At 59.4% G+C, this 25,034-nt stretch carries 33 protein-coding genes; 25 read left to right on the top strand and 8 right to left on the bottom strand.

Annotated features, from left to right (window positions below):
- The first annotated feature begins 2 nt into the window (after positions 1 to 2).
- From AC3WMT_RS19580 to recX, 20 genes are all read left to right on the top strand, one after another.
- On the top strand, positions 3 to 1,052 hold the full coding sequence (locus AC3WMT_RS19580) for a phage baseplate assembly protein (protein ID WP_103302990.1): 1,050 nt from the start codon (positions 3 to 5) through the stop codon (positions 1,050 to 1,052).
- Positions 1,053 to 1,185: 133 nt separating this feature from the next.
- Positions 1,186 to 1,695, top strand: coding sequence for a phage baseplate assembly protein V (locus tag AC3WMT_RS19575; RefSeq protein ID WP_103302989.1), 510 nt, complete (start codon positions 1,186 to 1,188; stop codon positions 1,693 to 1,695).
- Positions 1,695 to 2,093, top strand: coding sequence for a phage GP46 family protein (locus AC3WMT_RS19570; RefSeq protein ID WP_103302988.1), 399 nt, complete (start codon positions 1,695 to 1,697; stop codon positions 2,091 to 2,093). The genes AC3WMT_RS19575 and AC3WMT_RS19570 overlap by 1 nt, the downstream gene beginning before the upstream one ends.
- Positions 2,083 to 3,129, top strand: a complete 1,047-nt coding sequence (locus tag AC3WMT_RS19565) for a baseplate J/gp47 family protein (protein ID WP_103302987.1) — start codon at positions 2,083 to 2,085, stop codon at positions 3,127 to 3,129. Before AC3WMT_RS19570 ends, AC3WMT_RS19565 begins: the two co-directional genes overlap by 11 nt.
- A complete protein-coding gene (locus AC3WMT_RS19560) occupies positions 3,117 to 3,716 on the top strand; it encodes a YmfQ family protein (protein WP_103302986.1) in 600 nt (199 codons plus the stop codon). Before AC3WMT_RS19565 ends, AC3WMT_RS19560 begins: the two co-directional genes overlap by 13 nt.
- A gap of 13 nt (positions 3,717 to 3,729) precedes the next feature.
- The gene (locus AC3WMT_RS19555; RefSeq protein WP_103302985.1) at positions 3,730 to 4,881 is read left to right on the top strand and encodes a phage tail protein; all 1,152 of its coding nucleotides are present in this window, start codon (positions 3,730 to 3,732) and stop codon (positions 4,879 to 4,881) included.
- Positions 4,878 to 5,393 carry a phage tail protein gene (locus AC3WMT_RS19550; protein WP_103302984.1) on the top strand — a complete coding sequence of 172 codons (516 nt, stop codon included), beginning with the start codon at positions 4,878 to 4,880 and terminating at the stop codon, positions 5,391 to 5,393. The genes AC3WMT_RS19555 and AC3WMT_RS19550 overlap by 4 nt, the downstream gene beginning before the upstream one ends.
- A 138-nt stretch (positions 5,394 to 5,531) precedes the next feature.
- On the top strand, positions 5,532 to 6,569 hold the full coding sequence (locus AC3WMT_RS19545) for a phage tail protein (RefSeq protein WP_103302983.1): 1,038 nt from the start codon (positions 5,532 to 5,534) through the stop codon (positions 6,567 to 6,569).
- Between the two features lie 45 nt (positions 6,570 to 6,614).
- Positions 6,615 to 7,199, top strand: coding sequence for a tail fiber assembly protein (locus AC3WMT_RS19540; RefSeq protein WP_103302982.1), 585 nt, complete (start codon positions 6,615 to 6,617; stop codon positions 7,197 to 7,199).
- A gap of 81 nt (positions 7,200 to 7,280) precedes the next feature.
- Positions 7,281 to 8,207, top strand: coding sequence for a glycine-rich domain-containing protein (locus AC3WMT_RS19535; RefSeq protein WP_103302981.1), 927 nt, complete (start codon positions 7,281 to 7,283; stop codon positions 8,205 to 8,207).
- On the top strand, positions 8,207 to 8,674 hold the full coding sequence (locus tag AC3WMT_RS19530) for a phage tail assembly chaperone (protein WP_103302980.1): 468 nt from the start codon (positions 8,207 to 8,209) through the stop codon (positions 8,672 to 8,674). The genes AC3WMT_RS19535 and AC3WMT_RS19530 overlap by 1 nt, the downstream gene beginning before the upstream one ends.
- A 40-nt stretch (positions 8,675 to 8,714) precedes the next feature.
- The gene (locus AC3WMT_RS19525) at positions 8,715 to 9,635 is read left to right on the top strand and encodes a gp53-like domain-containing protein (RefSeq protein WP_103302979.1); all 921 of its coding nucleotides are present in this window, start codon (positions 8,715 to 8,717) and stop codon (positions 9,633 to 9,635) included.
- 2 nt (positions 9,636 to 9,637) lie between these two features.
- Positions 9,638 to 10,078: a phage tail assembly chaperone gene (locus AC3WMT_RS19520; RefSeq protein ID WP_103302978.1), complete on the top strand. Its 441-nt coding sequence runs from the start codon at positions 9,638 to 9,640 to the stop codon at positions 10,076 to 10,078.
- Between the two features lie 28 nt (positions 10,079 to 10,106).
- A complete protein-coding gene (locus AC3WMT_RS19515; RefSeq protein WP_103302977.1) occupies positions 10,107 to 11,309 on the top strand; it encodes a carbohydrate-binding protein CenC in 1,203 nt (400 codons plus the stop codon).
- Positions 11,310 to 11,319: 10 nt separating this feature from the next.
- Complete coding sequence (locus tag AC3WMT_RS19510; RefSeq protein ID WP_103302976.1) at positions 11,320 to 11,538, top strand: hypothetical protein; 219 nt, start codon at positions 11,320 to 11,322, stop codon at positions 11,536 to 11,538.
- A 36-nt stretch (positions 11,539 to 11,574) separates the two neighbouring features.
- Positions 11,575 to 12,141 carry a glycoside hydrolase family 19 protein gene (locus AC3WMT_RS19505; protein WP_103302975.1) on the top strand — a complete coding sequence of 189 codons (567 nt, stop codon included), beginning with the start codon at positions 11,575 to 11,577 and terminating at the stop codon, positions 12,139 to 12,141.
- A complete protein-coding gene (locus AC3WMT_RS19500; protein ID WP_103302974.1) occupies positions 12,120 to 12,638 on the top strand; it encodes a lysis system i-spanin subunit Rz in 519 nt (172 codons plus the stop codon). Before AC3WMT_RS19505 ends, AC3WMT_RS19500 begins: the two co-directional genes overlap by 22 nt.
- Before the next feature lie 67 nt (positions 12,639 to 12,705).
- Complete coding sequence (locus tag AC3WMT_RS19495) at positions 12,706 to 13,206, top strand: CinA family protein (protein WP_103302973.1); 501 nt, start codon at positions 12,706 to 12,708, stop codon at positions 13,204 to 13,206.
- Between the two features lie 83 nt (positions 13,207 to 13,289).
- Positions 13,290 to 14,348 (top strand): recombinase RecA, encoded by a 1,059-nt coding sequence (gene recA, locus AC3WMT_RS19490; protein WP_103302972.1) that lies wholly within the window; start codon positions 13,290 to 13,292, stop codon positions 14,346 to 14,348.
- Between the two features lie 9 nt (positions 14,349 to 14,357).
- Positions 14,358 to 14,825: a recombination regulator RecX gene (gene recX / locus AC3WMT_RS19485; RefSeq protein WP_103302971.1), complete on the top strand. Its 468-nt coding sequence runs from the start codon at positions 14,358 to 14,360 to the stop codon at positions 14,823 to 14,825.
- Positions 14,826 to 14,882: 57 nt separating this feature from the next.
- Here the strand turns inward: recX and AC3WMT_RS19480 are convergent, their stop codons facing one another.
- Complete coding sequence (locus tag AC3WMT_RS19480; RefSeq protein ID WP_103302970.1) at positions 14,883 to 16,001, bottom strand: LOG family protein; 1,119 nt, start codon at positions 15,999 to 16,001, stop codon at positions 14,883 to 14,885.
- A 349-nt stretch (positions 16,002 to 16,350) separates the two neighbouring features.
- On the opposite strand from AC3WMT_RS19480, the gene AC3WMT_RS19475 reads away from it, so the two are divergent.
- Positions 16,351 to 16,545, top strand: a complete 195-nt coding sequence (locus AC3WMT_RS19475) for a hypothetical protein (protein WP_103302969.1) — start codon at positions 16,351 to 16,353, stop codon at positions 16,543 to 16,545.
- Here the strand turns inward: AC3WMT_RS19475 and AC3WMT_RS19470 are convergent, their stop codons facing one another.
- On the bottom strand, positions 16,546 to 16,971 hold the full coding sequence (locus AC3WMT_RS19470) for a PA3611 family quorum-sensing-regulated virulence factor (RefSeq protein ID WP_103302968.1): 426 nt from the start codon (positions 16,969 to 16,971) through the stop codon (positions 16,546 to 16,548).
- A 189-nt stretch (positions 16,972 to 17,160) separates the two neighbouring features.
- Here AC3WMT_RS19470 and AC3WMT_RS19465 point away from each other — a divergent pair, with 189 nt between their 5' ends.
- From AC3WMT_RS19465 to AC3WMT_RS19455, 3 genes are all read left to right on the top strand, one after another.
- Entirely contained in the window at positions 17,161 to 17,907 is a 747-nt protein-coding gene (locus AC3WMT_RS19465) for a tRNA-uridine aminocarboxypropyltransferase (RefSeq protein WP_103302967.1), read from the top strand.
- A 223-nt stretch (positions 17,908 to 18,130) separates the two neighbouring features.
- Positions 18,131 to 18,781, top strand: a complete 651-nt coding sequence (erdR, locus tag AC3WMT_RS19460) for a response regulator transcription factor ErdR (RefSeq protein WP_103302966.1) — start codon at positions 18,131 to 18,133, stop codon at positions 18,779 to 18,781.
- 74 nt (positions 18,782 to 18,855) lie between these two features.
- Positions 18,856 to 19,218, top strand: a complete 363-nt coding sequence (locus AC3WMT_RS19455) for a diacylglycerol kinase (RefSeq protein ID WP_042557932.1) — start codon at positions 18,856 to 18,858, stop codon at positions 19,216 to 19,218.
- On the opposite strand, the gene AC3WMT_RS19450 is transcribed toward AC3WMT_RS19455, so the two are convergent.
- On the bottom strand, positions 19,215 to 20,141 hold the full coding sequence (locus AC3WMT_RS19450) for a LysR family transcriptional regulator (protein WP_103302965.1): 927 nt from the start codon (positions 20,139 to 20,141) through the stop codon (positions 19,215 to 19,217). The genes AC3WMT_RS19455 and AC3WMT_RS19450 overlap by 4 nt on opposite strands.
- Positions 20,142 to 20,283: 142 nt before the next feature.
- Between AC3WMT_RS19450 and fpr the strand changes: the two genes are divergently transcribed.
- Complete coding sequence (gene fpr, locus AC3WMT_RS19445; RefSeq protein ID WP_002554680.1) at positions 20,284 to 21,063, top strand: ferredoxin-NADP reductase; 780 nt, start codon at positions 20,284 to 20,286, stop codon at positions 21,061 to 21,063.
- 60 nt (positions 21,064 to 21,123) lie between these two features.
- On the opposite strand, the gene tsaA is transcribed toward fpr, so the two are convergent.
- The 5 genes from tsaA to AC3WMT_RS19420 form a co-directional block, all read right to left on the bottom strand.
- Positions 21,124 to 21,822, bottom strand: coding sequence for a tRNA (N6-threonylcarbamoyladenosine(37)-N6)-methyltransferase TrmO (tsaA, locus tag AC3WMT_RS19440; protein WP_103302964.1), 699 nt, complete (start codon positions 21,820 to 21,822; stop codon positions 21,124 to 21,126).
- 184 nt (positions 21,823 to 22,006) lie between these two features.
- Positions 22,007 to 22,777: an SDR family oxidoreductase gene (locus AC3WMT_RS19435; protein WP_103302963.1), complete on the bottom strand. Its 771-nt coding sequence runs from the start codon at positions 22,775 to 22,777 to the stop codon at positions 22,007 to 22,009.
- 174 nt (positions 22,778 to 22,951) lie between these two features.
- Entirely contained in the window at positions 22,952 to 23,419 is a 468-nt protein-coding gene (locus AC3WMT_RS19430) for a YehS family protein (RefSeq protein WP_103302962.1), read from the bottom strand.
- A 70-nt stretch (positions 23,420 to 23,489) separates the two neighbouring features.
- Positions 23,490 to 24,200, bottom strand: a complete 711-nt coding sequence (locus tag AC3WMT_RS19425; RefSeq protein ID WP_103302961.1) for an rRNA pseudouridine synthase — start codon at positions 24,198 to 24,200, stop codon at positions 23,490 to 23,492.
- Positions 24,201 to 24,389: 189 nt separating this feature from the next.
- On the bottom strand, positions 24,390 to 24,863 hold the full coding sequence (locus AC3WMT_RS19420; protein WP_103302960.1) for a GNAT family N-acetyltransferase: 474 nt from the start codon (positions 24,861 to 24,863) through the stop codon (positions 24,390 to 24,392).
- Positions 24,864 to 25,034: the final 171 nt, after the last annotated feature.

Below are 25,034 nucleotides of genomic sequence, written 5' to 3'. Positions count from 1 at the left end.
CCATGAGCGACATGGACAACCGCGTCACGCTGACGGTCAACAACCTGGAATACGGCGGCTGGAAAAGCGTGGAAATCACTGCTGATCTGGAGCGCCAGTTTCGTACCTTCAAACTCGACATCACCTGGCAATGGCCGGGGCAAACAGTGGATCAGCGGATCAAACCCGGCGACCCGTGCGAAGTAAAGATCGGCAACGATCTGGTGCTTACGGGGTACGTGTTCAAGGCACCGATCCGTTACGACGGCCGGCAGATCGGCCTGACCATCGAGGGCAGTTCCAGGACGCAGGATCTGGTCGATTGCGCCGCCACCAACCGGCCCAATCAATGGCAGGAACAACCGTTGCTGAGCATCGTTCAGGCCTTGGCGATGGAATACTCGCTGATGGTGGTCAACCAGATTCCCGAGACTGCGCGACTGGCCAAACACACGATTGTGCCGGGCGAAACGGTGTTCCAGTCGATCGACCGTTTGCTCTCGCTGTTCCGGGTGTTTTCCACCGATGACGAGCAGGGTCGGCTGGTGCTGGCCAAGCCCGGCAGTGGCGGTCGGGCGAGTGATGCGCTGGAGCTGGGCAAGAACATTTTGTCGGCCAACGCGCCGATGGATCACAGCCAGGTGTTCTCCGAATACCGGGTGATCGGTCAGCAAAAAGGTTCGGACAAGAAGAGCGGGGCGGCAGTCAGCGAAGTGGAATCAACGGCTGCCGATCTGTCTTTCAAACGTCGGCGCACGACGATCATCAACGAGGGCACGGCGCTGACCTTCGAGTTGGCTCAGCAACGTGCCCAGTGGGAAAGCGCGACCCGCATGGGCCGGGCGCAGACCACCACCTATCAGGTGCAAGGCTGGCGCCAGTCCAACGGTGACTTGTGGCGCCACAACACGCTGGTGAAGGTCACGGATCCGGTACTCGGGTTTGATGGCGACATGCTGATTTCCAAAGTGACGTACTCGCTGTCGGCGCAAGGCTCGGTGACGACCCTGCAAGTGGCGCCGCCGCACACCTTCGATCCCGATCCCACGCCTCCGAAAAAAAAACAGGCCTGACACAGGTCCCTGTGGGAGCGGGCTTGCCCGCGATAGCGGTGGTTACCGTAAACACTTCTTTGCCTGACACACCGCCATCGCGGGCAAGCCCGCTCCCACAGGTTTTGTGTTGGCAAAGCCTTGAGGACATCCCATGAGCCTACTGACACGCCTGCTGGCGCGCGGCACTGTCGTGCTCGCCAATTCGGCATCCAAGCTGCAATCGCTGCAAATGCGCCTTACCGCCGGCGAAGTGAACGATGACCTCGAACACTTCGAGCCGTATGGCTTCACCAGCAATCCACTGGCTGGCGCCGAAGGGATCGTCACGTTCCTCGGCGGTGACCGTTCCCACGCCATCGCCCTGGTGGTCGCCGACCGTCGCTATCGCCTGCAATCGCTGGCTGCCGGCGAAGTGGCGATCTACACCGACGAGGGCGACAGGATTCACTTCAAGCGCGGACGGATCATCGACATCGAAACCGCCACGCTGAACATCCGCGCCAGTACCGCCGTGAACTTCGATACGCCAGTGATCAACCAGACCGGCAAGATCGTATCCACCGGTGATCAACTGGCCGGCGGCATCAGCCAGATCAAACACGTGCATGTCGGCGTGCAGGCCGGTAGCGGCCAGACCGGCGCGCCGGCAGGAGGCAAGTGATGCTGATCAGCCCGAACCTCCACGCCGCACTGACCCGATCCGTACTCATCAGCCTGTTTACCTGGCGCCGCGCCGCCGATGACGATGCCCTCGACGACGAGGAGCGTTTCGGTTGGTGGGGCGACACTTTTCCCACCGTCGCCGATGACCGTATCGGTTCGCGGCTGTGGCTGCTGCGCCGGGTCAAGCTGACCCGACAGACCCAGATGGACGCCGAGTTCTACGCTCGCGAAGCCTTGCAATGGCTGATCGACGACGGCCATTGCAGCGCCATCGACATCATCAGCGAACGCCTCGACGCCCAGCGCCTGAACCTGCGCACGGTCCTGACCCTGGCCGACGGCGAACGTCTGGACATCAACCCCGATAACAGTTGGCAGGTGATCTATGCCGTTTGAAACTCCTTCGCTGCCGGTGCTGATCAAGCGCACCCAAAGCGACCTGGCCGGCGATTCGCTGCGCCAGTCCGATGCGCAAGTGCTGGCCCGCACCTTAGGCGGCGCGGCTTATGGTCTGTACGGTTATCTCGACTGGATTGCCGAGCAGATCCTGCCGGACAAGGCCGACGAATCGACCCTGGAACGCATCGCCGCGTTGCGCCTGAACCAACCGCGCAAACCTGCGCAAGTGGCCACCGGCAGTGTGAGTTTTACTGCGACGGCGGGTGCCGTGCTCGACGTTGACACGTTGCTGCAATCCAATGATGGCCGCACCTACAAAGTCACCGCCGCGCGCACCACCAGCAATGGCAGCAACAGCACCACGATCGCTGCGCTCGACGCCGGCAGCCTCGGCAACGCCGACGCGGGTCTGACGCTGACGCCGGTGCAACCGATTGCCGGCGTTGTCGGCAGCAGTTTCGTCGTTCTGGCGCCGGGGCTCAGTGGCGGTGTGGCGCGAGAAAGTCTGGAGTCGTTGCGCTCGCGGGTGATTCGCTCCTATCGCGTCATCCCCCACGGCGGCTCGTCCAGCGACTATGAAACCTGGGCGCTGGAAGTGCCGGGTGTGACCCGCGCCTGGTGCCGTGGCGGCTTGCTCGGCCCGGGCACGGTGACGGTGTTCATCATGCGCGACGACGATCCGCAACCGGTACCGAACGATGAGCAACTGGCCGAGGTTCAGGACTACATCGAACCGCTGCGTCCGGTGACTGCCGAGGTGCATGTGCAGCGACCGATTCAGGTGCCGGTGGTCTATCGCTTCAAAAGCGTCAACCCCGACACCACCGCCGTGCGTGCGGCGGTCGAAGCGCAGTTGCGCGATCTGCACAACCGCGAGGCCGATCTCGGCGTGCCGCTGCTGATCAGCCATATCCGCGAAGCCATCAGCAGCGCTGGCGGCGAATACGATCACACGCTCACCGCACCGGCGGCTGACGTGCCTGCCGGCAAGAGCGAACTGCTGACTTTCGGAGGTTGCGTATGGGGGGCATAAGAACCGCCGCGCAATACCAGGCGCAACTGCGCGCCTTGCTGCCCGCCGGTCCCGCTTGGGACCCGGAGCAAGTCCCGGAACTCGAAGAAGTCCTGCATGGCGTCGCCGTCGAACTGGCACGCCTCGACGCCCGCGCCGCCGACCTGCTCAACGAAATGGACCCGGCCGGAGTCAGCGAACTGGTGCCGGACTGGGAACGGGTGATGGATCTGCCCGACCCATGCCTCGGCGCCACGCCACTGTTCGACGACCGCCGCCTCGCCGTACGCCGGCGTTTGCTCGCGGTCGGCAGTCAGGCCGTCGGTTACTACCTCGAAATCGCCAAAAGCCAGGGCTACCCCAACGCCAGCATCACCGAACTCGAAGCCCCACGCATGGGCCGCGCGCGTTTTGGCGCGGCGCATTTCGGCACTTGGGAAGCGCAATTCATGTGGACGCTCAACACCGGCGGCCGCTTGCTGCTCGGCCGGCGTTTCGGCGCGAGCTACTGGGGCGAACGCTTCGGCGTCAATCCGGGCTCGGCGCTGGAATGCCTGATCCACCGCAGTGCGCCGGCGCATACCAAGGTGCATATCAATTATGACTAGGGGGGAGTGAGCCATGGATTATCCGAACAGTGTGCCCAGCGCCGGTTTGGTGAACGGGAAGTTTGTTGATGAGAACCCGATGACCGGAACCCCGGGATCGTTGATTCCGGCGGATTGGGGGAACGGGGTTACCCAAGAAATTATCAACGTGATCAATGCCGGTGGACTGACCCCGGACGAGAAGAAATATGATCAGCTGTTGCAGGCGATTCAGAGCGTTTCGGCCAAGGGCTGGAATCTGGATTCGGCGCTGCCGATTGGCGCCTTGCCGACTGCGACCGTGGCGACATCGGACGGTCGCCTCCCTATCACGCCGACTGCGTTTGCCACCAGTGGCGGGCGGTTATCCATTCTGCCCGGTGTGTTGGTCAGCCTCGGCCAGGAAGTACTGGCAGGTCAGTTGGGGCGTCCGCGTACCTTTACGACACAAACCTGGAGCAGTGCTGATCTGTTGCCGAATTCCGGCTACTTTTTGCGCGCACAAGTGGTCGCTGGTGTGCTGACCTTCTATACGCAGCGCGGCACGATCTACGATGCTACACCGGAAGGCTTGAAGGGCACGATCAACGGGGCGGCGGGAGGCGGTTTCCAGTCGACGCCTCTGGATATTTGTCTGGCATGGGTGGTGACAGCAGGACCCGGGTCGGTGCCAATTGTCAGGCCGATCTACAACCGGAGCCGGTTGACGTGGACGCAGACAGTTAACGGCAATGGTGTGGTTTACCTTCCACTCGATCCACATGCGCGGGCGGCGCGGCTGGTGGTGGGCAATCCGACGCCGCATCCGACGGCTATCAGTTCTGTCGGGTTTGCACCCGCAGGGTGGCTCGGCGGCAATTACTGTTTCTTGAACCCGACGATTGGAACATCCAGTAACTGGGACGGCTGGGCAACTGCAAATGCACCTGTATTGATTTTCTCCAGCAACGTGGTGAGCGACACGACCGTTTCGACACTCACTGCCAGCTTTGACCATGCTGAATTGCGCTCGCTTTGGCAGAGCTACCAGACAGAACACACTTGGGGCGCCAGCAACGCCGCAAGCGATGAACTGTTGTTCAGCATGGGGCTCAAGAGTCACGGTTTGTCTGACTATGCATCGGGTATCGCTGTCAATTTCACAGCAGCGGTCAATATCAGTTTTTCCTGGGAGTTGATCCGATGATCATCATTCAAGAACTGCATCAGTTCGAGGACGGTCTGCGCCCGGCACAACCTTCTGTTGCTCATGATTGGGATGGCGAAAAATGGCAACTGAATTCCATCAGAGCCGCCGAGCTGGAACAGCAGGAAGCCGAGCAGCTGTGCAGCAAAGTCGATGCCGCCGCTGACAATGCTCGTACCGCACTGGCCGGCGACCCGCTGAAAGCCATGGAATACGCCCAGGCAGCGGCCGACGCGCAGGCCTATCAGGACGCCGGCTACCCGAAAAAGGAAGTGCCGCTGTCGGTCGCTGCCTGGGTGGTCAAAGGTCGTACAGCCAAACAGGCTGCCGAGCAGATTCTTGGCAAAGCCGATCAGTTGACCGATCACCTCCTGAGTCTGCGCACCTTGCGCCTGAAGGCCAAAGCGCAGATTCGCGCGCAGGCTGCCAAGGGCAAAATGGATCTGGCGCGCAGCGCTGGTGACGAAGCATTGGTCGCCATTCGCGAACTGGTGAGCGGTCTTTCCAGCTAAGTCGCGCAGCCTTCGTTCAGCGTCACCCAAGCCCACTTCAATGTGGGCTTTTTATTTTCAGAAAACCGACCCTGACAGGCACTCGGAAAACGCCGTGCCGACGTTGGTCATTTGTCATTTCAAAGGAACGAACAACCTATGGATTATCCCAAAAGCGTCCCCAGCGTCGGCCTGGTCGATGGCCGCTTCGTCGATGAAAACCCGGTGGCGGGCACGCCGGGATCTCTGATTCCGGCGGTGTGGGGCAATGCGGTCACAGAGGAAATACTCAGCGTTGTCACTGGAGCGGGACTGATGCCCGCTGAAGGTGACAACCGGCAGTTGCTCAAAGCCTTGCAAGTGCTGTTGGCATTGGCCAGCCCGATGGCAACGTCGGTGACCAGTGTGTCGGCCTCCAAAGCGTTGGCGGCAAATGAGCTCGGGTTGGTGCTCGTCAATGCGAGCAGTGGTGCGACCACCATCAGCCTGCCGTCGGCGGACCTTGCCTTGGGTGTTCGCGACGTCATAGTTCGTCGGGTCGACAACTCGACATCGCGCTTGGCAGTACGCGCGTCTGGCACCGACAAAATCAGATTTCATACCCATCTCGCCGCTGCCGGTTACCCCTTTTTTGTCCTGATGGGTTCTGGTGACTGGTGGCATCTGCGCAGTGATGGTGCAGGCAACTGGTGGCCGATCGGACGCTTCGATGGCACGCCGTTGGGCCGGGCTGTCTTCGAGACCACAGCACTGCTCAACCCCGGAGGTTACGGCCCGCTTAACGGGGCGATATTCGGTCGCAGCGACTGGCCGTGGTTGTGGGATCACGCGCAGCAGTCCGGCGCCCTGACCACTGAAGCCGCGAGGGTCGGGGCCGAGGGTGGCTGGACCAGCGGAGATGGCACGCTGACCTTTCGCGGGCCGGAGGGTCGAGGTGAGTTCATCAGAGTGTGCGATGAGGGGCGTGGGGTTGATGCCGGTCGCTCGATTGGGAGTTGGCAGGTCGACATGTTCCGTTCTCATCGACACGAACTCAAAAGCGACATGCTGGGCGTTCCGCTGGTGTCGGCACCGAACGCGGCGCCTGACGCCTTGTTTAATCAGGCCAACATCAGTCTCGGGTTTACCGAAAACACCGGCGGTGTCGAAACCCGTCCGCGCAACATGGCCTATCCCGGCAGGATCAAACTCATCTGACACCGCTGCTCTGCGGCATTTTTCAGCTATAAAAGGAAGTGAACAATGACTTACTACTATGTTGTAAACGAAGCGACCAAAGAAATGACCGGGCCGATCGAGTTACCGATTACGCCTGGAATAGGCGTTCAGGTTCCCGGCAATGTGATCGAGTTGGCGGAACAATTGCCACCTGCTGAACCTGGCTATGTCTGGGTATGGCGCAATGGTATCGCCTCCCAAATGGTCGACTTGCGCAACACGATTGTCTATTACAAAGACACCGGCATGGCTACCTATTGGTCGGAGTTAGGCCCACTGCCTGACTCTCTGACATCCAAGGCGCGCCCGGGCGAATACTACGTCTGGAAGGACAATGACTGGGAACTGGATCTGGAGGCGCAGCGCGCTGCCTCCGTTGCACGGGCGAATGTCGAGCGCGACAAGTGTCTGCAAGAAGTGGTCATTCGTGTAGCCCCTCTGCAATACGCTTATGAGTTGGGTGAGGCATCCAGTGATCAATTGACGGTATTGCAGGCCTGGAAACGCTATGCACTGAAGTTGGCAAATATTGAACTGCAACCTGACTATCCATTGTCCATTGACTGGCCGGTAGCCCCTGCAAAGCTGGTTGTATCCCCCTCCGTCTGACTGAACCTGCCCACTAACTGCGTTACAGGTGGCCTCTTGCTGCCGGCATTCGGCTGCCTGTAAAAAACTGGAGACTCGGAAGTGGACTATCCAAAAACCGTTGCTGGTGTTGGCTTGGTCAACGGCGGCTTCGTCGATGAAAACCCGCTCGCCGGAACACCGGGATCGTTGATTCCCGCGGCGTGGGGCAACAGCGTCACCCAGGAAATTCTCAATGCGATCAAGGCGGCCGGACTTACGCCGGATGAAGCCAGAACCGATCAACTGGCCAGCGCAATCGGTGCACTGGTCGACTTCACCAAACTGAAAAACACCCCGACCACTTTGGCCGGTTATGGCATCACCGATGCGGTGGGACGGCTGCTGGCAGTTCGGCAGTTCGAGACGGTCGGGATCACGGTTTACAAGCCTAACCCCAAGGCCAGACGTATTCGTGTTCGACTGGTGGGGGCCGGTGGATCTGGCGGCGGTTGTGCATCTGTCGCCTCCGGGAACCTGCGTCTCGGTGGCGGCGGTGGATCGGGGGCCTATGCGGAGAGTCTGTATGACGTGACTCCCCAGATGCTTGCCGCCGTGCCCGTTTCTTTGGGGGCCGGTGGAGCTGCCAGCACTACGATGGGGCAGGTCGGCGGTGGGGCTTCCTTCGGCTCCTACATGAGCGTTACAGGAGGCGGCGGCGCACAGATCCTGAACATCGATACGACAACCTCATCCTCGGGGTACGTTCAGGGTGGCACTGGGGGTCAAGACGCCGTGGGCGGCAACCTTGCCAATGCACGGGGTCACACCGGTGGCTACGCAATGTTCAACGGCAATTGGGGAATGCTCTCCGGAGGCGGAGCTGCCAGCCCGTTTGACGGTGGCGGCCCGTACAGGGGCGTACACAATCCGGGTTTCGCAGGCGTCCGAGGCTCGGGAGGCAGTGGCTCTTGCTCGTCAAATCCGTCGAGTTCATTCGTCAGCGGCGCCGGCGGCAACGCCTTCTGTGAAATCTGGGAGTACGAGTAATGGCCGTTTATGCACGGATCGAGAACGGCGTGGTCGTCGAACGGATCGACGCCGGTGACTACGCAATCAGCCAACTGTTCGCGCCGTCTTTTGTCGAGTCGATGGTGCGAGTGCCGGATGGCCAGGCGGTCGAAATCGGCGCGCCGATCAGTCAGTTGCCGACAGCTGCCGAACCACTGCCCGCGCAGCAAAGTCCGGTGATCCTCCAGGCGCCGGTTGTTGCAGATCAAGCGCCTGCGGCAGCGGAACGTAGCTGGCGTCAGGCATCCCTGTCAGCGACTGAATGGCTGGTCACTCGCCATCGCGATGAGCAGGAACTGGGGCGTGGGACCTTGCTCAAGGCTTCGCAATATCTGGAACTGCTCGAGTACCGACAAGCGCTGCGCGACTGGCCTGATTCAGCGCTTTTTCCCACAGCGGATTCCCGGCCATCTGCGCCGCTTTGGCTGGCCAGCGTGATTGGCTGAGGCCTGCGCACCCACTGTATTTCAATCAAGGAGATTAACCTTGGACTATCCCAAAAGTGTACCCAGTGTCGGGCTGGTCAACGGCCAGTTTGTCGATGAGGACCCAGTTGCCGGAAAACCCGGTTCGCTGATCCCGGCGACGTGGGGCAACAGCGTCACGCAAGAAATTCTTAACGTGGTTCAGGCGGCCGGCCTGACACCGAATGAGTCGTCGAACAATCAGTTGCTGGGGGCATTGCGCAGTCCGGCATTGTTCATGACCGCCCCGCAGTTTGATGGCGGACGCTCGGCAGCAACGTCCGAGTTTGTGCAGCGGGCGTTGGGCAATTATGCAAGTGCGCGTGGGATATCCGCCGCCACGCAATTGACCTTGTCCGATGTCGGCTGCTCGATCGGTCTGGGTGGTAACGCAGCGTATACCGTGACGCTTCCGGATACCGCTGCGGTGCCGAGTGGCGCCACGATCAGCCTGCATTGCCGCAATAGCGCACCTGTCACGGTGGCCAGTAAAACCGGCACGCAGATCAGTCCTCAAGGGGCTTATCTGACGTCGATCGTAATGAACAATGGTGAAAGTGCGAACTTCGTCAGAGAGTCCGGTGTGTGGGTGGTTTATGGCACGGCTGCGCTGAAGTACTCGGCCAATTACGCCGCACAGTTCGCCACATCGGGATATCAAAAGCTTCCCAGCGGTTTGATCGTGCAGTGGGTGACGGGTGGATCCGATGCGAATGGCAACATGACGGTGTCGTTGCCGATCAGGTTTCCCAATGCTGTCCTCGGAGGTATTGCCAATGAAGGTAACCCGGCAGGATGGAGTGCCGCCAATGTCACCGTTTGGGCATTTGACGGTGGGAGCTCCACGACAACGACAGCGGTCGCTAGGGTCCGAAGCGTTCTGGCTTCAAGTGTAAAGGTTGATTCGGGCATTTCGGGCCGCATTCTGGTTTGGGGGTACTGAGCATGACGATTTACTTTTATGCAAAAAGTCTCGGCTTTGATCGAGTTGACAGCGCGCTTGCGGAACTGCCTGAAGGGGCAGTGGAGATTACCCAAGCCCAATACGTCGAGCTGTTTGCCGGGCAGGCAAGCGGCAAAGTCATTAGCGCCAGTGCCAGCGGTCAACCTGTGTTGACCGACCCTGTTATTTCCACGATTGCCCTTGCCAGCCATGAGCGCGCATGGCGTAACAAAGTGCTGCAAGACACCCAATGGCTGGTGCTTCGCGACGCTGAAGAGCTGGACGTTGGTGAGGGCACCACTCTGCTCGCCGAAGAGTTCAAACAACTGCTGGCTTACCGACAGTCACTACGCGAGTGGCCCAATGACCCGGATTTTCCGGATGCACGCTCACGCCCGGTTGAACCCGACTGGCTGCAAATCTTGCTGCAAACGAACGGCTGAGTCGTCGCGGATCTGAAGAGGAATTAGAGTGGATTATCCAAGAAGCGTCCTCAGCTCTGGCTTGGTCGACGGCAAATTTGTTGACGAAGACGCGATAGCCGGAACGCCGGGATCGCTGATCCCTGCGAGCTGGGGCAACAGTGTTACTCAGGAAATACTCAGCGCGATTACCGCGGCTGGTTTGAAACCGGACGAACTACAGACTGATCAATTGGCTCAGGCGATCCGGCAATTATCCAAACCGGATCCGTTGCAACAATTTCCGGTACAGGTGTATCGCAGGAATGTGCTGATCAATGGCGGGTTCGAAATCTGGCAGCGCGGAACGACAAACCAAGGCCCGAACATCGGTGGTTATGTGGCAGATCGCTTTCGCTGCGACTGGAACGGTAGTGCTGCGGTGAATATCAGTCGTCAGGTTTTTCCTCTCGGGCAAACTGACGTTCCTGGCGAACCGGCCTGTTTTCTGCGTTGGCAGCAAACAGCGGCCGGGGCTGGAGCTACCACCCACAAGGTTTCCCAGAGTATCGAGTCGGTCAGAACCCTTGCGGGTAAAACCGCTACGTTGACATTTTGGGCGCGCTCCGACGCGGTTCGACCATTAAGAGTCGCGATTGCCCAGCAGTTTGGTGCGGGGGGCTCGGAAGCAGTTGTAAAAGTTGTAGATGTTTTTCAACTGAACACGACGTGGACTCGACACACCGCAACCTTCCAAGTGCCTGCTATCGCCGGAAAGATGAAGGGAGTCAATGATTGTCTGACATTGTCATTCGACTTGCCGCTGAATGTATTGCAGACAGTGGATCTGACCCGGATCCAGTTGGAAGAGGGGCCCGTTTCCACTCCCTTCGAATATCGTTCCTTCGCAGAAGAACTGTTGCTCTGTCAGCGCTATTTTGAAAAATCCTTTGTGAACGGGCTGGCGATAAAAGCGAATAACGGTACCAACACGTGTACTGCGACTTTCACTCAAATTCCCACGGGAAATACCGGCCAGTACGGAATGACTATCGGCTTTCTGGTACAGAAACGAGTACAGCCGACTGTAACCGCCTATTGCCCGGGCGAAAACAGTAACCAAGTCTGGAATCAAGCGATGAGCAAGGCTTGCACCGGTACCACTCTCCAAAGTGTGGCAGAGCGCGGTCTTTCGTTTGCCACTGTTACGCCTGTCGGCAGTGCGCCAGGGCAGACTTTGCAGTTGGAATGGACAGCGGACGCTGAAATCTAGGATTGAGCTTATGACATATCAACTGACTGCTTGCGGGGTGCTGCGCATTGAAGACTCAGCATTCATTCCACAGGATTCAACCAATCGCGACTGGCTTGAGTATCAGGCGTGGCTGTTAGCGGGCGGGCAAGTACTGCCAATGGGCGGAACACTTGAAGCTGATGTTCCGGGTGGCACCCTGAAAACTCTGGCAAATAAATGGCTGGCAGGCATTGCCCGTCCGTCGTGATTCAATCGGGGCAATATCCAGGGAGGATCAAGCATTATGCAAATAACTGAAAACAACCTTTTAACCATCATGCCCAACGCCCGCAGCCAAGCGGGCGTTTTTGTTTCTGCGCTCAACTCTGCGATGGCGCGCCGTCGCATCGACTCACCCAAACGTGTCGCTGCGTTTCTCGCGCAGATCGGTCACGAGTCGGGCCAGTTGCAGTACGTTCGGGAGCTGGGCAACAACCAGTATCTGAGCAAATACGACACCGGCACGCTGGCGCTACGCCTGGGCAACACGCCCGAGGCGGACGGCGATGGCCAGAGGTATCGTGGTCGCGGGCTGATCCAGATCACAGGTCGCAGTAACTATCGCCAATGCAGCGTTGGATTATTCGGCGATGAGCGGTTGCTGTCGTTGCCGGAGTTGTTAGAGCAGCCGCAATGGGCCGCCGAGTCCGCCGCCTGGTTCTGGGAGCAGAACGGCTTGAACGAGCTGGCCGACCGCGACCAGTTCAACACCATCACCCGTCGTATCAACGGCGGGTTGAACGGTTTGCAGGATCGTCTGGAAATCTGGGCGCGGGCGAGGGCGGTGTTATGCCAATCCCCTGGCGAGTAATTGGTCTGTTGTTGCTGGCCGTGGGTGCTTTTGCTGCCGCCTGGCAACTTCAGGACTGGCGCTACGGCCGGCAACTGGCGGAGCAGGCTCGGTCAAGCGCCGACACCCTCAATCATCTGACCCAGACCGCCGCCACTGCGCAACAGGCCGAGCAGGATAAACGTCTGGCGCTGGAGCAGCAGCTCGCCGCCAGTGAACAAACCCACTTTCGAGCGATGAGCGATGCCCAACGTGATCAGGATCGCTTGCGCGATCGTCTTGCCACTGCTGATGTGCGCCTGTCGGTCCTCCTCGATGCCGGCGACGTTGCCGCCGGCTGCGCGTTGCCAGCCCCCGCCGGCCCCGGCGGCGTGGATCATGCAGCCGTACGCGCCCGACTTGACCCGGCGCATGCTCAACGAATTATCGCCATCACCGACAGCGGCGACCGCGGACTGATTGCCTTGCAGGCGTGTCAGGCCTATGTCAGAGCGCTGGCGCCTGCACATTTTGAATGAGTCTGTGTATTGAAAGCGCAACCGGCTCGTGTACGGTGGAGGCATTCCACACGATCTGGAGCGCACCGTGAAAGAGATCACCCAACTGGCTGCCGAACTTGGCCGACGCCTGCAAGTGCTCAATGCCCACGTCACCACCGCTGAATCCTGCACCGGTGGCGGGATCGCCGAAGCGATCACCCGGATTCCGGGCAGTTCGGCATGGTTCGAGGCCGGTTACGTGACGTACTCCAATCGGCAGAAAACCCAGCAACTGAATGTGCCGGCCGAGTTGTTCGGCACGGTGGGTGCCGTCAGTCGGGAAGTCGTCGAAGCGATGGTACTGGGGGCGCAGAAACACAGCCTGGCGCGATTCGCTGTCGCGGTCAGCGGCGTGGCCGGACCCGATGGCGGTACGCCGAACAAACCGGTGGGCACAGTCTGGCTGGCGTGGGGCGTGGGCGATGCGGTTTCCAGCGAGGTTCAACACTTCGCCGGCAACCGCGATGAAGTCCGCCGACAAACGGTGAAGGCCGCGCTAGAGGGGCTCCTGCGACTGGCGGCACGAGAAATCGAAAATCAGGGGTAGGCGATCCGCGAACGCTGTGGAATAATACTGGCTACTTATACAGGTGTTGGCCGTCAGGCCTTATTGATTACGTGAGGACTTTAATGGACGACAACAAGAAGAAAGCCTTGGCTGCGGCCCTGGGTCAGATCGAACGTCAATTCGGCAAGGGTGCCGTAATGCGTATGGGCGATCAGGACCGTCAGGCGATCCCATCCATCTCCACTGGCTCTCTGGGTCTGGACATTGCACTCGGCATCGGCGGCCTGCCAAAAGGCCGTATCGTTGAAATCTACGGTCCTGAATCTTCCGGTAAAACCACACTGACATTGTCCGTTATCGCTCAGGCACAAAAAGCCGGCGCGACCTGCGCATTCGTCGACGCCGAACACGCCCTCGACCCTGAGTACGCCGGCAAACTGGGCGTCAACGTCGATGACCTGCTGGTGTCCCAGCCGGACACTGGCGAACAGGCACTGGAAATCACCGACATGCTGGTGCGTTCCAACGCGGTTGACGTGATCATCGTCGACTCCGTGGCTGCACTGGTGCCGAAGGCTGAAATCGAAGGCGAAATGGGTGACATGCACGTGGGCCTGCAAGCCCGTCTGATGTCCCAGGCGCTGCGTAAAATCACCGGTAACATCAAGAACGCCAACTGCCTGGTGATCTTCATCAACCAGATCCGTATGAAGATCGGCGTGATGTTTGGTAGCCCGGAGACCACCACCGGTGGTAACGCGCTGAAGTTCTACGCTTCGGTTCGTCTCGACATCCGCCGTACCGGCGCGGTGAAAGAAGGCGACGAAGTGGTCGGTAGCGAAACCCGCGTCAAGGTTGTGAAGAACAAGGTGGCTTCGCCGTTCCGTCAGGCCGAGTTCCAGATTCTTTACGGCAAGGGCATCTACCTCAACGGCGAGATGATCGACCTGGGTGTGCTGCACGGTTTCGTTGAGAAGTCTGGCGCTTGGTACGCTTACGAAGGCACCAAGATCGGTCAGGGCAAGGCCAACTCGGCCAAGTTCCTGGCAGACAATCCGGAAATCGCTGCCAAGCTCGAGAAGCAACTGCGTGACAAACTGCTGGCACCAGCAGCAGACGTCAAGGCTTCGGCGACCCGCGACAAAATCGACGATATGGCCGAGGCCGACATCGACGTTTGAAGTCTCTGAATGACACTCGTACTTGATACCCTCGTCGCGGTGCGGCGAACCGCCATGGACCTGCTCGCACGTCGCGAGCATGGTCGAGTCGAGCTGACGCGTAAACTGCGTCAGCGCGGCGCTGAGGCGGAGATGATCGAAACAGCCCTCGACCGTTTGACGGAAGAAGGGCTGCTTTCCGAAGCCCGTTATCTTGAAAGCTTTGTTTCCTACCGTGCCCGTTCCGGTTATGGCCCTCTGCGAATTCGCGAGGAACTGAGTCAGCGCGGTTTGCAACGCGCTGATATCGAGCTCGCCCTGCGCGAAAGCGGTATCAGTTGGCAGGAGCAGCTTCAGGAAACCTGGCAGCGAAAATTCTCCGGGCACTTACCGATTGATGCCAAGGAGCGAGCCAAGCAAGGCCGTTTCCTGGCCTATCGAGGTTTCTCGATGGAGATGATCAACCGCTTGTTCAGCGGCAGAGGCATGGACGATTAAGACGATTGAAGAAAACGGCCCGCTATGAAAGTAGCGGGCCGTTTTTTTTTTTACGTTTTAAATAGCCTTCGACGGCTCTCGGTTGCGTTGCGCGGTTTGCGGTTTGGAATGAGCCCAGTTTTCCGGCACGTTGATGTAATCGACCAACTCTCTCAAACGCCCGTGATTCCTGGCGTTGAAGGCAAACGCCAAGCGCGCCAGATGGCTGAACTTCGCGTCATCGTGTTCCTCGCCGCTGTAGACGTGTTGATGGAACTGGTCGCTCAGGCACAAATCGGCAAAGGTCTCCTGCATCTGCTCCAGCGCTTGATCGCTGAGCTTGTGATTCATGCGGATCACGAATTGCCCTTTGAGCCAGCGGCTGGAGTGGAAGTTGCTGTAGAACTGGTTGATTTGCTCCACCGCCTCCTCGACGGTGTAGACCAGCCGCATCAATTGCATGTCGGTCGGCAGGATGTAGTGGTTTTCTTCCAGTTGCTGACGGATGAAGTCCATCGCGCCCTGCCAGAAGGTGCCCCCCGGTGTGTCCAGTAACACCACCGGCACCAGTGGACTTTTACCGGTCTGGATCAGCGTCAGCACCTCAAGTGCTTCATCCAGCGTGCCGAAACCGCCAGGGCACAGCACCAGTGCGTCGGCTTCCTTGACGAAAAACAGCTTGCGGGTGAAGAAGAAGTGGAAGGGCAGCAGATTGGCGGTGCCATCCACGGTCGGGTTGGCATGCTGCTCGAAGGGCAGAGTGATGTTGAAGCCAAGGCTGTGATCGCGGCCAGCCCCTTCGTGGGCGGCGGCCATGATGCCGCCACCGGCACCAGTGATGACCATCATGTCCGAGCGCGCCAGCGCGGCACCGAGTTCCCGAGCCATGGCGTACAGCGGATGTTCGACCGGCGTGCGCGCCGAACCAAACACGGTGACTTTGCGTCGGCCCTTGAATTGCTCCAGCACTCTGAATGCCTGCTCCAGTTCACGCAGGGCCTGCAGGGTAATTTTGGCGTTCCAGCGATTGTGATCTTCCTGAGCCATGCGCAGTACGGTCAGGATCATGTCGCGGTAGATGGGAATGTTCGGGCTGGTGGGGGAAACGCGGTTGAGCTGTGCTTCGACCTGGCTGATGAGGTCGGGACCGCTTTCCTGAAAATGACGGTTGAGCAGGTCATTCGGTTGGTAAGGCATTCAACGTCTCCTTCTGCACAGAGCGGGTGGCCCTGACGAGCGGCGTCAGTGCCGCGCTGCAAAAACACACAATCGGCAGTTCCTTTTCCTGCCGCAAACGACTGATCGGAATACTTTGAATCTAGACCCTTGCGAGCGGTTGCGCTGAATCGATCATTGCGCTGCAAAGTCCTGGCTGGCAATCGCTTACTGTTTTTCGGCCAGTGACATCACCGCTCGTCAGAACGTGCACCGGCCGCCAAACCCTCTGATTAACTGATTTACAGGCACCGTACGACAATTTCACGTCAATACCGTACGCAAGGTGCACGCAATTCAAGGATTTGCGGGTAGCAAGGAGGCGGGACACATGACCAGAGTGGTTCTGGAGATCGATACGCAGTTGTATCGAATGCTGAAAGCATCAGCCGAGGCCAATCAAGTCAGTCTCGAGGAGGAGTGTTGCCGGCGACTGGCAGGAGGCGAGCGTCGCTCCCACTATCTACAGGCCTTGCTGGCCGAACTGCGCGCCGAGGATGAACAGCGGCGCGCCAATTCGCGATGATTACTTCTTCTTCGCCGGGGCGGCTTTCGGGCAATCCGATTCCTGATAGCTGGCGGAGCCGATCGCTTTGTTGGTTTTCACTTCAGTGAAGTCGTAACGCATGATCGCGCCTTTGGCCATCAGCTTGCGGAACGAAGGGTTGTTGCAGACCGAGGCACCCAGCTGGAAATACACGGCTTTGGGATCGGCACGCATTTTGTCGGCGTGGCTCTTTTGCACACTCAGGTGGTTGATCAACTGAGTGCCTTCAACGGTGTAGCCCTGATCAAGAATGTCTTCATTGATTGCCCGAGGCGTGCCGACGCTGCTTTGGGCGGCGACGTTGCGCAGCTCGCGGTTCAGATTCTGCTCACTCAAGGACGCAGCCTGAGCGGTGAAGGACGACGCCAGCAGAATGGCAGCGGTGGGAACGATAAGGCGCAGCATGAAACTCTCCTGATTCGGTGACTGGTGGTTCGACCAGCCACGGGGCTGTGCGTTCAGTGGCGGCGAATTATAGGGGAGCCGGTCTGGACGGTACAGGCTTGTGCCCTTCGCTCTGGTAAACTGCCGGCCTTTATTGCCTTGCCGAGTGTTGTTCGTGTCGAGTTTCCCTGTCTGCCGGCCTTGCCTGTGATGAACCATGCCCCCAACGCCGTAGCCCGCCTGCGCGATCAGCGCGAGGACGAGGGCATCAAGCCGATTCAGGCCCGGGGCTTTCGCTCCGAGCGTTGCCGCGACTGCCGCGTGATCATCAGTCATTGCCTGTGCGCCTGGCGGCCAAGTGTCGAAACCCGATCCGGCGTGTGCCTGATCATGACCGGCAAGGAAGTGTTCAAACCGAGCAATACCGGTTGGCTGATTGCCGATGTGGTGCGCGATAACCACGCGTTCATCTGGTCGCGCACCGAGCCCGATCCGCAGATGCTGGCGCTGCTCAACGACCCGCAATGGCAGCCGTATCTGGTGTTCCCCGGCGAATACGTCGAGCCGTCGCGGGTGACCAACACCGTCGAACTCGATAGCAGCAAACGTCCGCTGTTCATTCTGCTCGACGCGACCTGGACCGAAGCACGCAAGATGTTCCGCAAAAGCCCGTACTTTGATCGCTTGCCGATTCTCAGTCTGCTGCCAGACAAACTCTCGCGCTATCGCTTGCGGCGCTCGACCCGCAGTGAGCACCTGTGCACCGCAGAAGTCGCTGCGCTGTGTCTGGAACTGGCGGGAGACAGTGACGCCGCGTCGGCGCTGGACGCCTATTTCGATGTGTTCAGCCAGCATTACCTGGGTGCCAAGCAGCAGTTGGACATGAATGAATCGACCCCGGCCCATGCCGAGTTGCAACCCTTCATACGAAAGCCGCAGCCGGAGTTGGCCCAATAGTGGCCCATACTGTACGCAGCGGCGGCCGTGTTGCTTGACCACCCCGTCTTCGCTGGGCATGCTTGGCGCCGATTAGGGTGCGGCCAAGGTTTGAAACGCTGTGTTTGCTGGTTATTGGCGTTGAACGTGCCCCTGTGGATGCCCCCTGAAAGGCGCATCTTGAGTTGCTTTGGCCAGACCCGAATGCACCGGGTCTGCCATCAAAAACAGGATCATTTGAAAAATGGCCACATACGACATCCTGATTGCCGATGATCACCCCCTGTTTCGTAGCGCCCTGCATCAAGCGGTGACGCTGGGCCTTGGCCCGAATGTGCGATTGGTGGAAGTGGCGAGCATCGCCGAACTGGAAACTCGCCTGACCGAAAAGGCTGACTGGGATCTGGTCTTGCTGGATCTGAACATGCCGGGCGCCTTCGGTTTTTCCGGGCTGGTGATGTTGCGCGGACAATATCCGCAGATTCCGGTGGTGATGGTCTCGGCGCAGGAAGAAGCCTCGGTGATGGTCAAGTCCCGCGAGTTCGGCGCCAGTGGCTTCATTCCCAAGTCCAGCGACCTGAGCGTGATTCAGGAAGCGGTGCGCAAAGTGCTCGATGGCGATGTGTTCTGGCCACCGCAGGCATTCGAAGCGGTCGCCGTCTCCGACGAAGCCAAAGCCGCCAGCGATGGCCTCGCCAGCCTGACCCCGCAGCAGTTCCGCGTGTTGACCATGGTCTGCGAAGGCTTACTGAACAAGCAGATTGCCTATGAGCTGAGCGTGTCCGAAGCGACCATCAAGGCCCATGTCACGGCGATCTTTCGCAAGCTGAATGTGCGCACTCGTACGCAAGCGGCTTTACTGCTGCAACAACTTGAGTCAATTCCGAGCCAATAATGGCTGGCGTCTTCACGCTTTTTTGACTTTTGTTGATCTAGCTTTCCCACTCCTTTTTGGTTGGTTTCTACTTTATGTCACCTTTCAAGGGCCAGACCGGCCTGAAACGCATCCTCAACGCTTCCGGCTATTCGCTGGACGGCCTGCGCGCAGCTTTCACCGGCGAAGCGGCGTTCCGCCAACTGGTACTGCTCAATGTGGTGCTGGTACCGCTGACGTTCTTTCTGAATGTCAGCCGCGTCGAGCAGGCGCTGTTGATCGCCGTGTGCCTGTTGGCGCTGATCGTCGAGTTACTGAATTCGGCAGTGGAAGCGGCCATTGACCGCATTTCGCTGGAACTGCACCCGCTGTCCAAGAACGCCAAGGACATGGGCAGCGCCGCGCAATTCGTCGCGCTGAGCATGATTGCGCTGGTGTGGGCGGTGATTCTGCTTTAAGCGATTGTCGGCAGAACGATCTCGTCGCTGCGCTGCACCCCGGCGGTGAAGGCGCGGCACAGATCGAGAAATTCACGCATGGCCGAGGTCTGGTACTTCTGCTTGTGCCAGATGAAGTAGAACTGTCGCGCCAGGTCCAGATCCGGCGTCTCCACCGCCACCAGACTGCCGCGGCGGAAGGCATCGCGCAGCGCCAGGCGCGAGATGCAACCGATCCCCAGTCCTGATTCCACCGCGCGTTTGATCGCTTCGGTGTGTTCCAGCTCCAGACGGATATTCAGCGCGCTGCGATGGTGACGCATGGCCTGATCGAAGGTCAGCCGCGTGCCGGAACCCTGTTCGCGCAGAATCCACGCTTCATGCGTCAACTCTTCCATGGTCGCACTGCCGCGTTTGGCCAGCGGATGCTGCGGCGCGCAGAACACCACCAGCTCATCCTCGACCCAACTCTGTACTTCGATGTCCGGGTGGCTGCAATCGCCTTCGATTAGACCCAGATCAATTTCGTAGTGGGCGACCTGTTGCACGATATTGGCAGTGTTCTGTACATGCAGCTTCACCTGGCTTTCCGGGTGGCGCTGCATGAAGCTACCGATCAACAGGGTCGCCAGATAATTGCCGATCGTCAGGGTGGCGCCGACTGACAGCGAGCCGAAACCTGATTTGCCGTTGAGCAGGTCTTCGATTTCTTTGGCCTGATCGAGCAGGGCCACCGCCTGAGGCAACAGCTGTTTGCCGAGGGCATTGAGGCTCAACCGTTTGCCGGCACGGTCGAACAGCTGGCAGCTGGACTGGCGCTCAAGCTCGGTAATAGAGGTGCTGGCCGCCGATTGTGAGAGGTTGAGCAGACCCGCAGCACGGGATACGCTTTCCTGCTGGGCGACGGCGACGAAGACTTGCAGTTGACGGAGAGTAAATCGCATATCGATATAACCGATAACCCTTATCTTAATAATCCAGTTAACAGATATTGTCGGCGCTATTAGAATGCGATGCAATTGCGCACCGTCGGCATTTATTCAGCCTAGAGCAAGCGCAGAGCCAATATCCAGGAGTCAAACGTACATGAGCAACATGAACCACGAGCGTGTCCTCAGTGTTCATCACTGGAACGATACCCTGTTCAGCTTCAAGTGCACCCGCGATCCGGGCCTGCGCTTCGAGAACGGGCAGTTCGTGATGATCGGCCTGCAACAGCCAAACGGCCGCCCGCTTATGCGCGCTTACTCGATTGCCAGCCCGAACTGGGAAGAGCATCTGGAGTTCTTCAGCATCAAGGTGCCTGACGGCCCGCTGACCTCGCAGTTGCAACATCTCAAGGAAGGCGACGAGATCATCATCAGCAAGAAGCCTACGGGCACGCTGGTGCTGGACGATCTGAAGCCTGGCAAACACCTGTACCTGCTCAGCACCGGTACCGGTTTGGCACCGTTCATGAGCGTGATTCAGGATCCGGAAACCTACGAGCGTTTCGAAAAAGTCATCCTGTGCCACGGCGTGCGCTACGTGAACGAAGTCGCTTACCGCGAATTCATCACCGAGCACTTGCCGCAGAACGAGTTCTTCGGCGAAGCGCTGCGTGACAAGCTGATTTACTACCCGACCGTTACGCGCGAACCGTTCGAGAACGAAGGTCGTCTGACCGACCTGATGCGCAGCGGCAAACTGTTCAGCGACATCGGCCTGCCGCCGATCAACCCGCAGGACGACCGCGCCATGTTGTGCGGCAGCCCGAGCATGCTCGACGAGACCAGCGAAGTGCTCAACAGCTTCGGCCTGACCGTGTCGCCGCGGATGCGCGAGCCGGGTGACTACCTGATCGAGCGTGCATTCGTCGAGAAGTAAGCTCCACTGAAAAGCCCCCATTGCCTGCTCAGGCAATGGGGGCTTTTTCGTTTCTGGACATTACGCTTCGGCGGGAATGACTTCGAGGACGCGGATCTGTTCCGGCGTCGGGTAATGCCAGCGCACATCCAAGTCCCAGAACTGTGCGCCGTATTCACGTTCCGGCGCCGGGGTTTGATACGCTGGGCGCGGGTCTTGCGCCAAACACTGTTCGATCAGCTCGACCAGAGGCTCGCCAAGACGCTGAGCGTGGGTGAGCGCCTGTTGCAACGCTGCATCCGTCCACTGCACGTCGATCAACTGCGGCGCGGCGCTGGCGATGCTGTTGGAGGCGCTGGCGATGATGTCGGCGTAAGGCACGTAGGGTTTGATGTCGAGAATCGGCGTGCCGTCGAGCAGGTCGATGCCGGAGATAAACAGGCGATTGGCTTCGACCTTGTCCAGCTTCACTACCGATTGGCCGATGCCATTCGGGCGATGGGTGGCGCGGGTGGCGAACACGCCCATGGACTTGTTGCCGCCCAGGCGGGGAGGGCGGACTTTCAGGCGCGGTTTTTCTTCCAGTGCCTGATGGAAGAGGAACAGCAGCCAGACGTGACTGACCTGCTCCAGGCCCTGCACCGCATCACCCTGATCGAACGGCGCCACCAGTTCCAATACACCCCGGGCGGCGGGGGCCAGTTGCGGCTGCCGGGGGATGGCGAACTTCTCCTTGAAGCAGGAGCGGACGAAGCCGATGGGGGAGACGCTGTAAGTCATGGTGTGTATTCGAAGCGGGGCAGGGTGGGCATGATAACCCGGCAGGCTTCAAGTCTGGTGGTGGCCAGGCGGGCGCCATCGCTGGCAAGCCAGCTCCCACAGGGTTCTCGAGTGGCTACATAATCCAAGTACACCACAAAAACCTGTGGGAGCTGGCTTGCCAGCGATAGCCGCACCACCGATTTCAGAGACTGAACCCACCATCCAGCGGAATGATATTCCCGGTCATATAGGCTCCGGCGGTACTCGCCAGACTGATCGCCAGCGCCGCCATCTCTTCTTCGCGCCCCCAGCGTTTCATCGGGATCAGCGCCGTATCCTCAGCCAGTGCCTGCTGATCATTACCGATATGCTGAGTCATCTTGCTCGGAAACCGTCCCGGCGCGATCACATTGACGTTGATGTGCTGGCTCACCAGTTCCCGCGCGAGAATTCGCGACAACTGGTGCAGCGCCGCTTTACTCGGCCCGTAGGCATACGCCTGCTCGCCAAACGAGGAAATCCCCGCCACCGAACCAATATTTATAATTCGCGCAGGATTGGCCGCCGAACCGGCCTTGCGCAGCAACGGCAGAAACTGCTGGATACAAGTGAACACGGAGGTCACGTTGAGCTGCATGACTTTCTCCCAGCCTTTGACCGGGTAACTCTCCAGCGGCGCCCCCCAGGTGGTGCCGGCATTGTTCACCAGAATATCCAGATGCGTGATCTGCTCGCCGAGCCGTGCGGCCAGTTCCTGTACACCTTCTTCCGTCGCCAGATTCGCCGCGACGCCGTGACAGATGCCCAAAATACTGAGTTCTTCGGCTGTCTGATGGCAGGCTTCCGCGTCGCGCGAGCAGACATAGACACGGGCGCCAGCCTCGACAAAGGCCTTGGCGATCATTTTGCCGATACCACGGGTGCCGCCGGTCACCAGAGCGGTGCGGCCTTGCAGGGAGAAATACGGGTGCATGGCGAGTCCTGAGGATTAGGGATCAGTACACCCTAGTCGTCAGCCACGAAAAGCGGAGCCACTATTTTCTAACGGAATGGAGGGCCATGCGGCCAGCTTCGAGTTGCAAGCTACAAGCGGCAAGTTAAAGCAGGGCTTGCAGCTTCAGCTTGCAGCTTGCGGCTCGAAACTGTTTTACGCTCTCACGCGCAGCGTGAGCCCTTTGAGGAAGTTGCGCAGCAACTGGTCGCCACACGGACGGTAGTTGGTGTGGCCGACCTTGCGGAACAGCGCGCTCAGCTCAGGCTTGGACACCGGAAACTCGGCAGCCTTGAGGATTGCGTGCATGTCGTCTTCTTTCAGTTCGAAGGCCACGCGCAGCTTTTTCAGAATGATGTTGTTGGTTACCGGCACTTCGATCGGCTGCGGCGGACGGCTTTCGTCCTTGCCGCGCTTGAAGATCACCAGGCCGTCGAGGAAGTGTGCGATGACTTCGTCCGGGCAACGGACGAAACCTTCTTCATCTTCTTCTTTCTTGTCGAGCCAGGTGATCACGTCGGCGAGCGTTACATCCATGCCGCCAAGTTTGATGATCTCGACGACTTTCTTGTCGCTGATGTCGAGCATGTAGCGCACGCTGCGCAGTACGTCGTTGTGAATCATGTCGATAATCCTGATGCGTTGTGGGCAGCGCGCAGGCGCGCTGCCGAAATTTGTGGCGGCAGTGGAAGCCTTAGAACTTCTCTTTGCCGGACAGGTAGCGCCATTGGCCGACCGGAACCTTGCCGATCGAGACGCCGCCGATGCGGATACGGCGGATGCCGACGACCTTCAGGCCGACCGCTTCGCAGAACTGGGCAATGATCCCCGGCTGCGGATTTTTCATGGCGAAGCGCAGGCGGTTTTCGTTCTGCCAGCTGGCCTTGACCGGCGGCAGCTCCTTGCCCTTGTGGGTCAGGCCGTGCTGCAAACGGTTGAGGCCGTGGGCGACCATGTCACCCTCGACTTCAACGATGTATTCCTGCTCGATCTTGGCCGCGTCGGCGGTGAGCTTGCGCAGGATTTTCCAGTCCTGGGTGAACACCAGCAGACCACTGGCCTTGGCTTGCAGGTCGGCGCTGGCCGTCAGGCGCAGGAAGTGTCCGCGCAGCGGGCGCTTGCTGAAACGGTGCTCTTCGCTGAGGGTTTCGGCGCTGAGCGACTGCATGGCGGTTTCTACATCCATGCCGGCAGGAGCGTTGAGCAGGATGGTCACCGGCTCCGGCGCGGTGGCCTTGGCGTCCTTGTCGAGCTCGACTTTCTGGTCGCCGACCTTGAATTGCGGCTCGTCGATGACTTCGCCGTCCACGGTGACCCAGCCGCCCTCGATGAACAGCTCGGCCTCGCGGCGGGAGCAACCCACCAGTTCGATGAGGCGTTTGGAGAGGCGAATCGGGTCAGTCATGACAGGGCCGTAACAAAAAAGGGGTGGGCATTGTACCTGTGTGGCGCCGGTTAAGCCCGGTTCCATTTCACGGTGTTCTGTATCCCTTGTGGGAGCTGGCTTGCCAGCGATGGCATCGCCTCGGTATTTCTTGCAGACCGCAGCGTCCGCATCGCTGGCAAGCCAGCTCCCACAGGGTTTTATGGTGTGTCAGCCATTGCAGGTGCGTTGCTGATTCTGGCGCAAGCGCATATGCAGCAACGGATACGGCTGGCCCATGCCGTCTACCTCCGAACGGCCGATCACTTCAAAACCCTGCTTGAAGTAAAAGCCCAAGGCCTGCGGGTTCTGTTCGTTGACGTCGAGCTCATCGGCATTCAAATGTTGCAGCGCGTAGTTCAGCAGTTTTTTGCCCAGGCCCTGGCCGCGATAGTCGGGGTCGATAAAGAGCATTTCAATCTTGCCCGCCGCCACACCGGCGAACCCGGTGATGCGTTGGTTGGCGTCCTTGGTGCAGATCAGCATCACGGAGTCGAGGTAGCGGGTCAGCACCAGGTTGCGCAGCAACTCGATGTAGCTGTCCGGCAGAAAATCATGGGTCGCGCGGACCGAGGCCTCCCAGACCCGGGTCAGTTCCTGATAATCGCTGAGTTTCGGCGTGTGGATGACCGAATGGTGACGCATGCCCGGTAGCCTCTTTGTCAGGTGTAATGGGAGTCCTTCCCCCCACAAACGATAGCCGTAAAAAAGCCCCGCATCTTGTAAAAAGAGCGGGGCTTTTTGTATTTCTTCCGGTGTTCGGCTGGCTATTTCCGTTGTCAGGAAGAGCTTGGGGGGGGGGGGGGGGGGGGGGGG

The organism is Pseudomonas sp. FW305-7 (assembly GCF_058786735.1).
This window is presented reverse-complemented; position numbering and strand designations above follow the sequence as displayed.

What these genes read in the sequence shown, in the direction of transcription:
- AC3WMT_RS19450 (WP_103302965.1), bottom strand. Translation starts at nt 20,141, where the DNA reads ATGCGATTTACTCTCCGTCAACTGCAAGTCTTCGTCGCCGTCGCCCAG.
- AC3WMT_RS19475 (WP_103302969.1), top strand. Translation starts at nt 16,351, where the DNA reads ATGACCAGAGTGGTTCTGGAGATCGATACGCAGTTGTATCGAATGCTG.
- AC3WMT_RS19425 (WP_103302961.1), bottom strand. Translation starts at nt 24,200, where the DNA reads ATGACTGACCCGATTCGCCTCTCCAAACGCCTCATCGAACTGGTGGGT.
- AC3WMT_RS19510 (WP_103302976.1), top strand. Translation starts at nt 11,320, where the DNA reads ATGACATATCAACTGACTGCTTGCGGGGTGCTGCGCATTGAAGACTCA.
- tsaA (WP_103302964.1), bottom strand. Translation starts at nt 21,822, where the DNA reads ATGACTTACAGCGTCTCCCCCATCGGCTTCGTCCGCTCCTGCTTCAAG.
- AC3WMT_RS19520 (WP_103302978.1), top strand. Translation starts at nt 9,638, where the DNA reads ATGACGATTTACTTTTATGCAAAAAGTCTCGGCTTTGATCGAGTTGAC.
- AC3WMT_RS19480 (WP_103302970.1), bottom strand. Translation starts at nt 16,001, where the DNA reads ATGCCTTACCAACCGAATGACCTGCTCAACCGTCATTTTCAGGAAAGC.
- AC3WMT_RS19560 (WP_103302986.1), top strand. Translation starts at nt 3,117, where the DNA reads ATGGGGGGCATAAGAACCGCCGCGCAATACCAGGCGCAACTGCGCGCC.
- AC3WMT_RS19555 (WP_103302985.1), top strand. Translation starts at nt 3,730, where the DNA reads ATGGATTATCCGAACAGTGTGCCCAGCGCCGGTTTGGTGAACGGGAAG.
- AC3WMT_RS19470 (WP_103302968.1), bottom strand. Translation starts at nt 16,971, where the DNA reads ATGCTGCGCCTTATCGTTCCCACCGCTGCCATTCTGCTGGCGTCGTCC.
- AC3WMT_RS19455 (WP_042557932.1), top strand. Translation starts at nt 18,856, where the DNA reads ATGTCACCTTTCAAGGGCCAGACCGGCCTGAAACGCATCCTCAACGCT.
- AC3WMT_RS19550 (WP_103302984.1), top strand. Translation starts at nt 4,878, where the DNA reads ATGATCATCATTCAAGAACTGCATCAGTTCGAGGACGGTCTGCGCCCG.
- erdR (WP_103302966.1), top strand. Translation starts at nt 18,131, where the DNA reads ATGGCCACATACGACATCCTGATTGCCGATGATCACCCCCTGTTTCGT.
- AC3WMT_RS19465 (WP_103302967.1), top strand. Translation starts at nt 17,161, where the DNA reads ATGAACCATGCCCCCAACGCCGTAGCCCGCCTGCGCGATCAGCGCGAG.
- AC3WMT_RS19570 (WP_103302988.1), top strand. Translation starts at nt 1,695, where the DNA reads ATGCTGATCAGCCCGAACCTCCACGCCGCACTGACCCGATCCGTACTC.
- AC3WMT_RS19540 (WP_103302982.1), top strand. Translation starts at nt 6,615, where the DNA reads ATGACTTACTACTATGTTGTAAACGAAGCGACCAAAGAAATGACCGGG.
- AC3WMT_RS19580 (WP_103302990.1), top strand. Translation starts at nt 3, where the DNA reads ATGAGCGACATGGACAACCGCGTCACGCTGACGGTCAACAACCTGGAA.
- AC3WMT_RS19500 (WP_103302974.1), top strand. Translation starts at nt 12,120, where the DNA reads ATGCCAATCCCCTGGCGAGTAATTGGTCTGTTGTTGCTGGCCGTGGGT.
- AC3WMT_RS19575 (WP_103302989.1), top strand. Translation starts at nt 1,186, where the DNA reads ATGAGCCTACTGACACGCCTGCTGGCGCGCGGCACTGTCGTGCTCGCC.
- AC3WMT_RS19505 (WP_103302975.1), top strand. Translation starts at nt 11,575, where the DNA reads ATGCAAATAACTGAAAACAACCTTTTAACCATCATGCCCAACGCCCGC.
- AC3WMT_RS19435 (WP_103302963.1), bottom strand. Translation starts at nt 22,777, where the DNA reads ATGCACCCGTATTTCTCCCTGCAAGGCCGCACCGCTCTGGTGACCGGC.
- AC3WMT_RS19565 (WP_103302987.1), top strand. Translation starts at nt 2,083, where the DNA reads ATGCCGTTTGAAACTCCTTCGCTGCCGGTGCTGATCAAGCGCACCCAA.
- AC3WMT_RS19545 (WP_103302983.1), top strand. Translation starts at nt 5,532, where the DNA reads ATGGATTATCCCAAAAGCGTCCCCAGCGTCGGCCTGGTCGATGGCCGC.
- fpr (WP_002554680.1), top strand. Translation starts at nt 20,284, where the DNA reads ATGAGCAACATGAACCACGAGCGTGTCCTCAGTGTTCATCACTGGAAC.
- AC3WMT_RS19430 (WP_103302962.1), bottom strand. Translation starts at nt 23,419, where the DNA reads ATGATTCACAACGACGTACTGCGCAGCGTGCGCTACATGCTCGACATC.
- recX (WP_103302971.1), top strand. Translation starts at nt 14,358, where the DNA reads ATGACACTCGTACTTGATACCCTCGTCGCGGTGCGGCGAACCGCCATG.
- recA (WP_103302972.1), top strand. Translation starts at nt 13,290, where the DNA reads ATGGACGACAACAAGAAGAAAGCCTTGGCTGCGGCCCTGGGTCAGATC.
- AC3WMT_RS19530 (WP_103302980.1), top strand. Translation starts at nt 8,207, where the DNA reads ATGGCCGTTTATGCACGGATCGAGAACGGCGTGGTCGTCGAACGGATC.
- AC3WMT_RS19420 (WP_103302960.1), bottom strand. Translation starts at nt 24,863, where the DNA reads ATGCGTCACCATTCGGTCATCCACACGCCGAAACTCAGCGATTATCAG.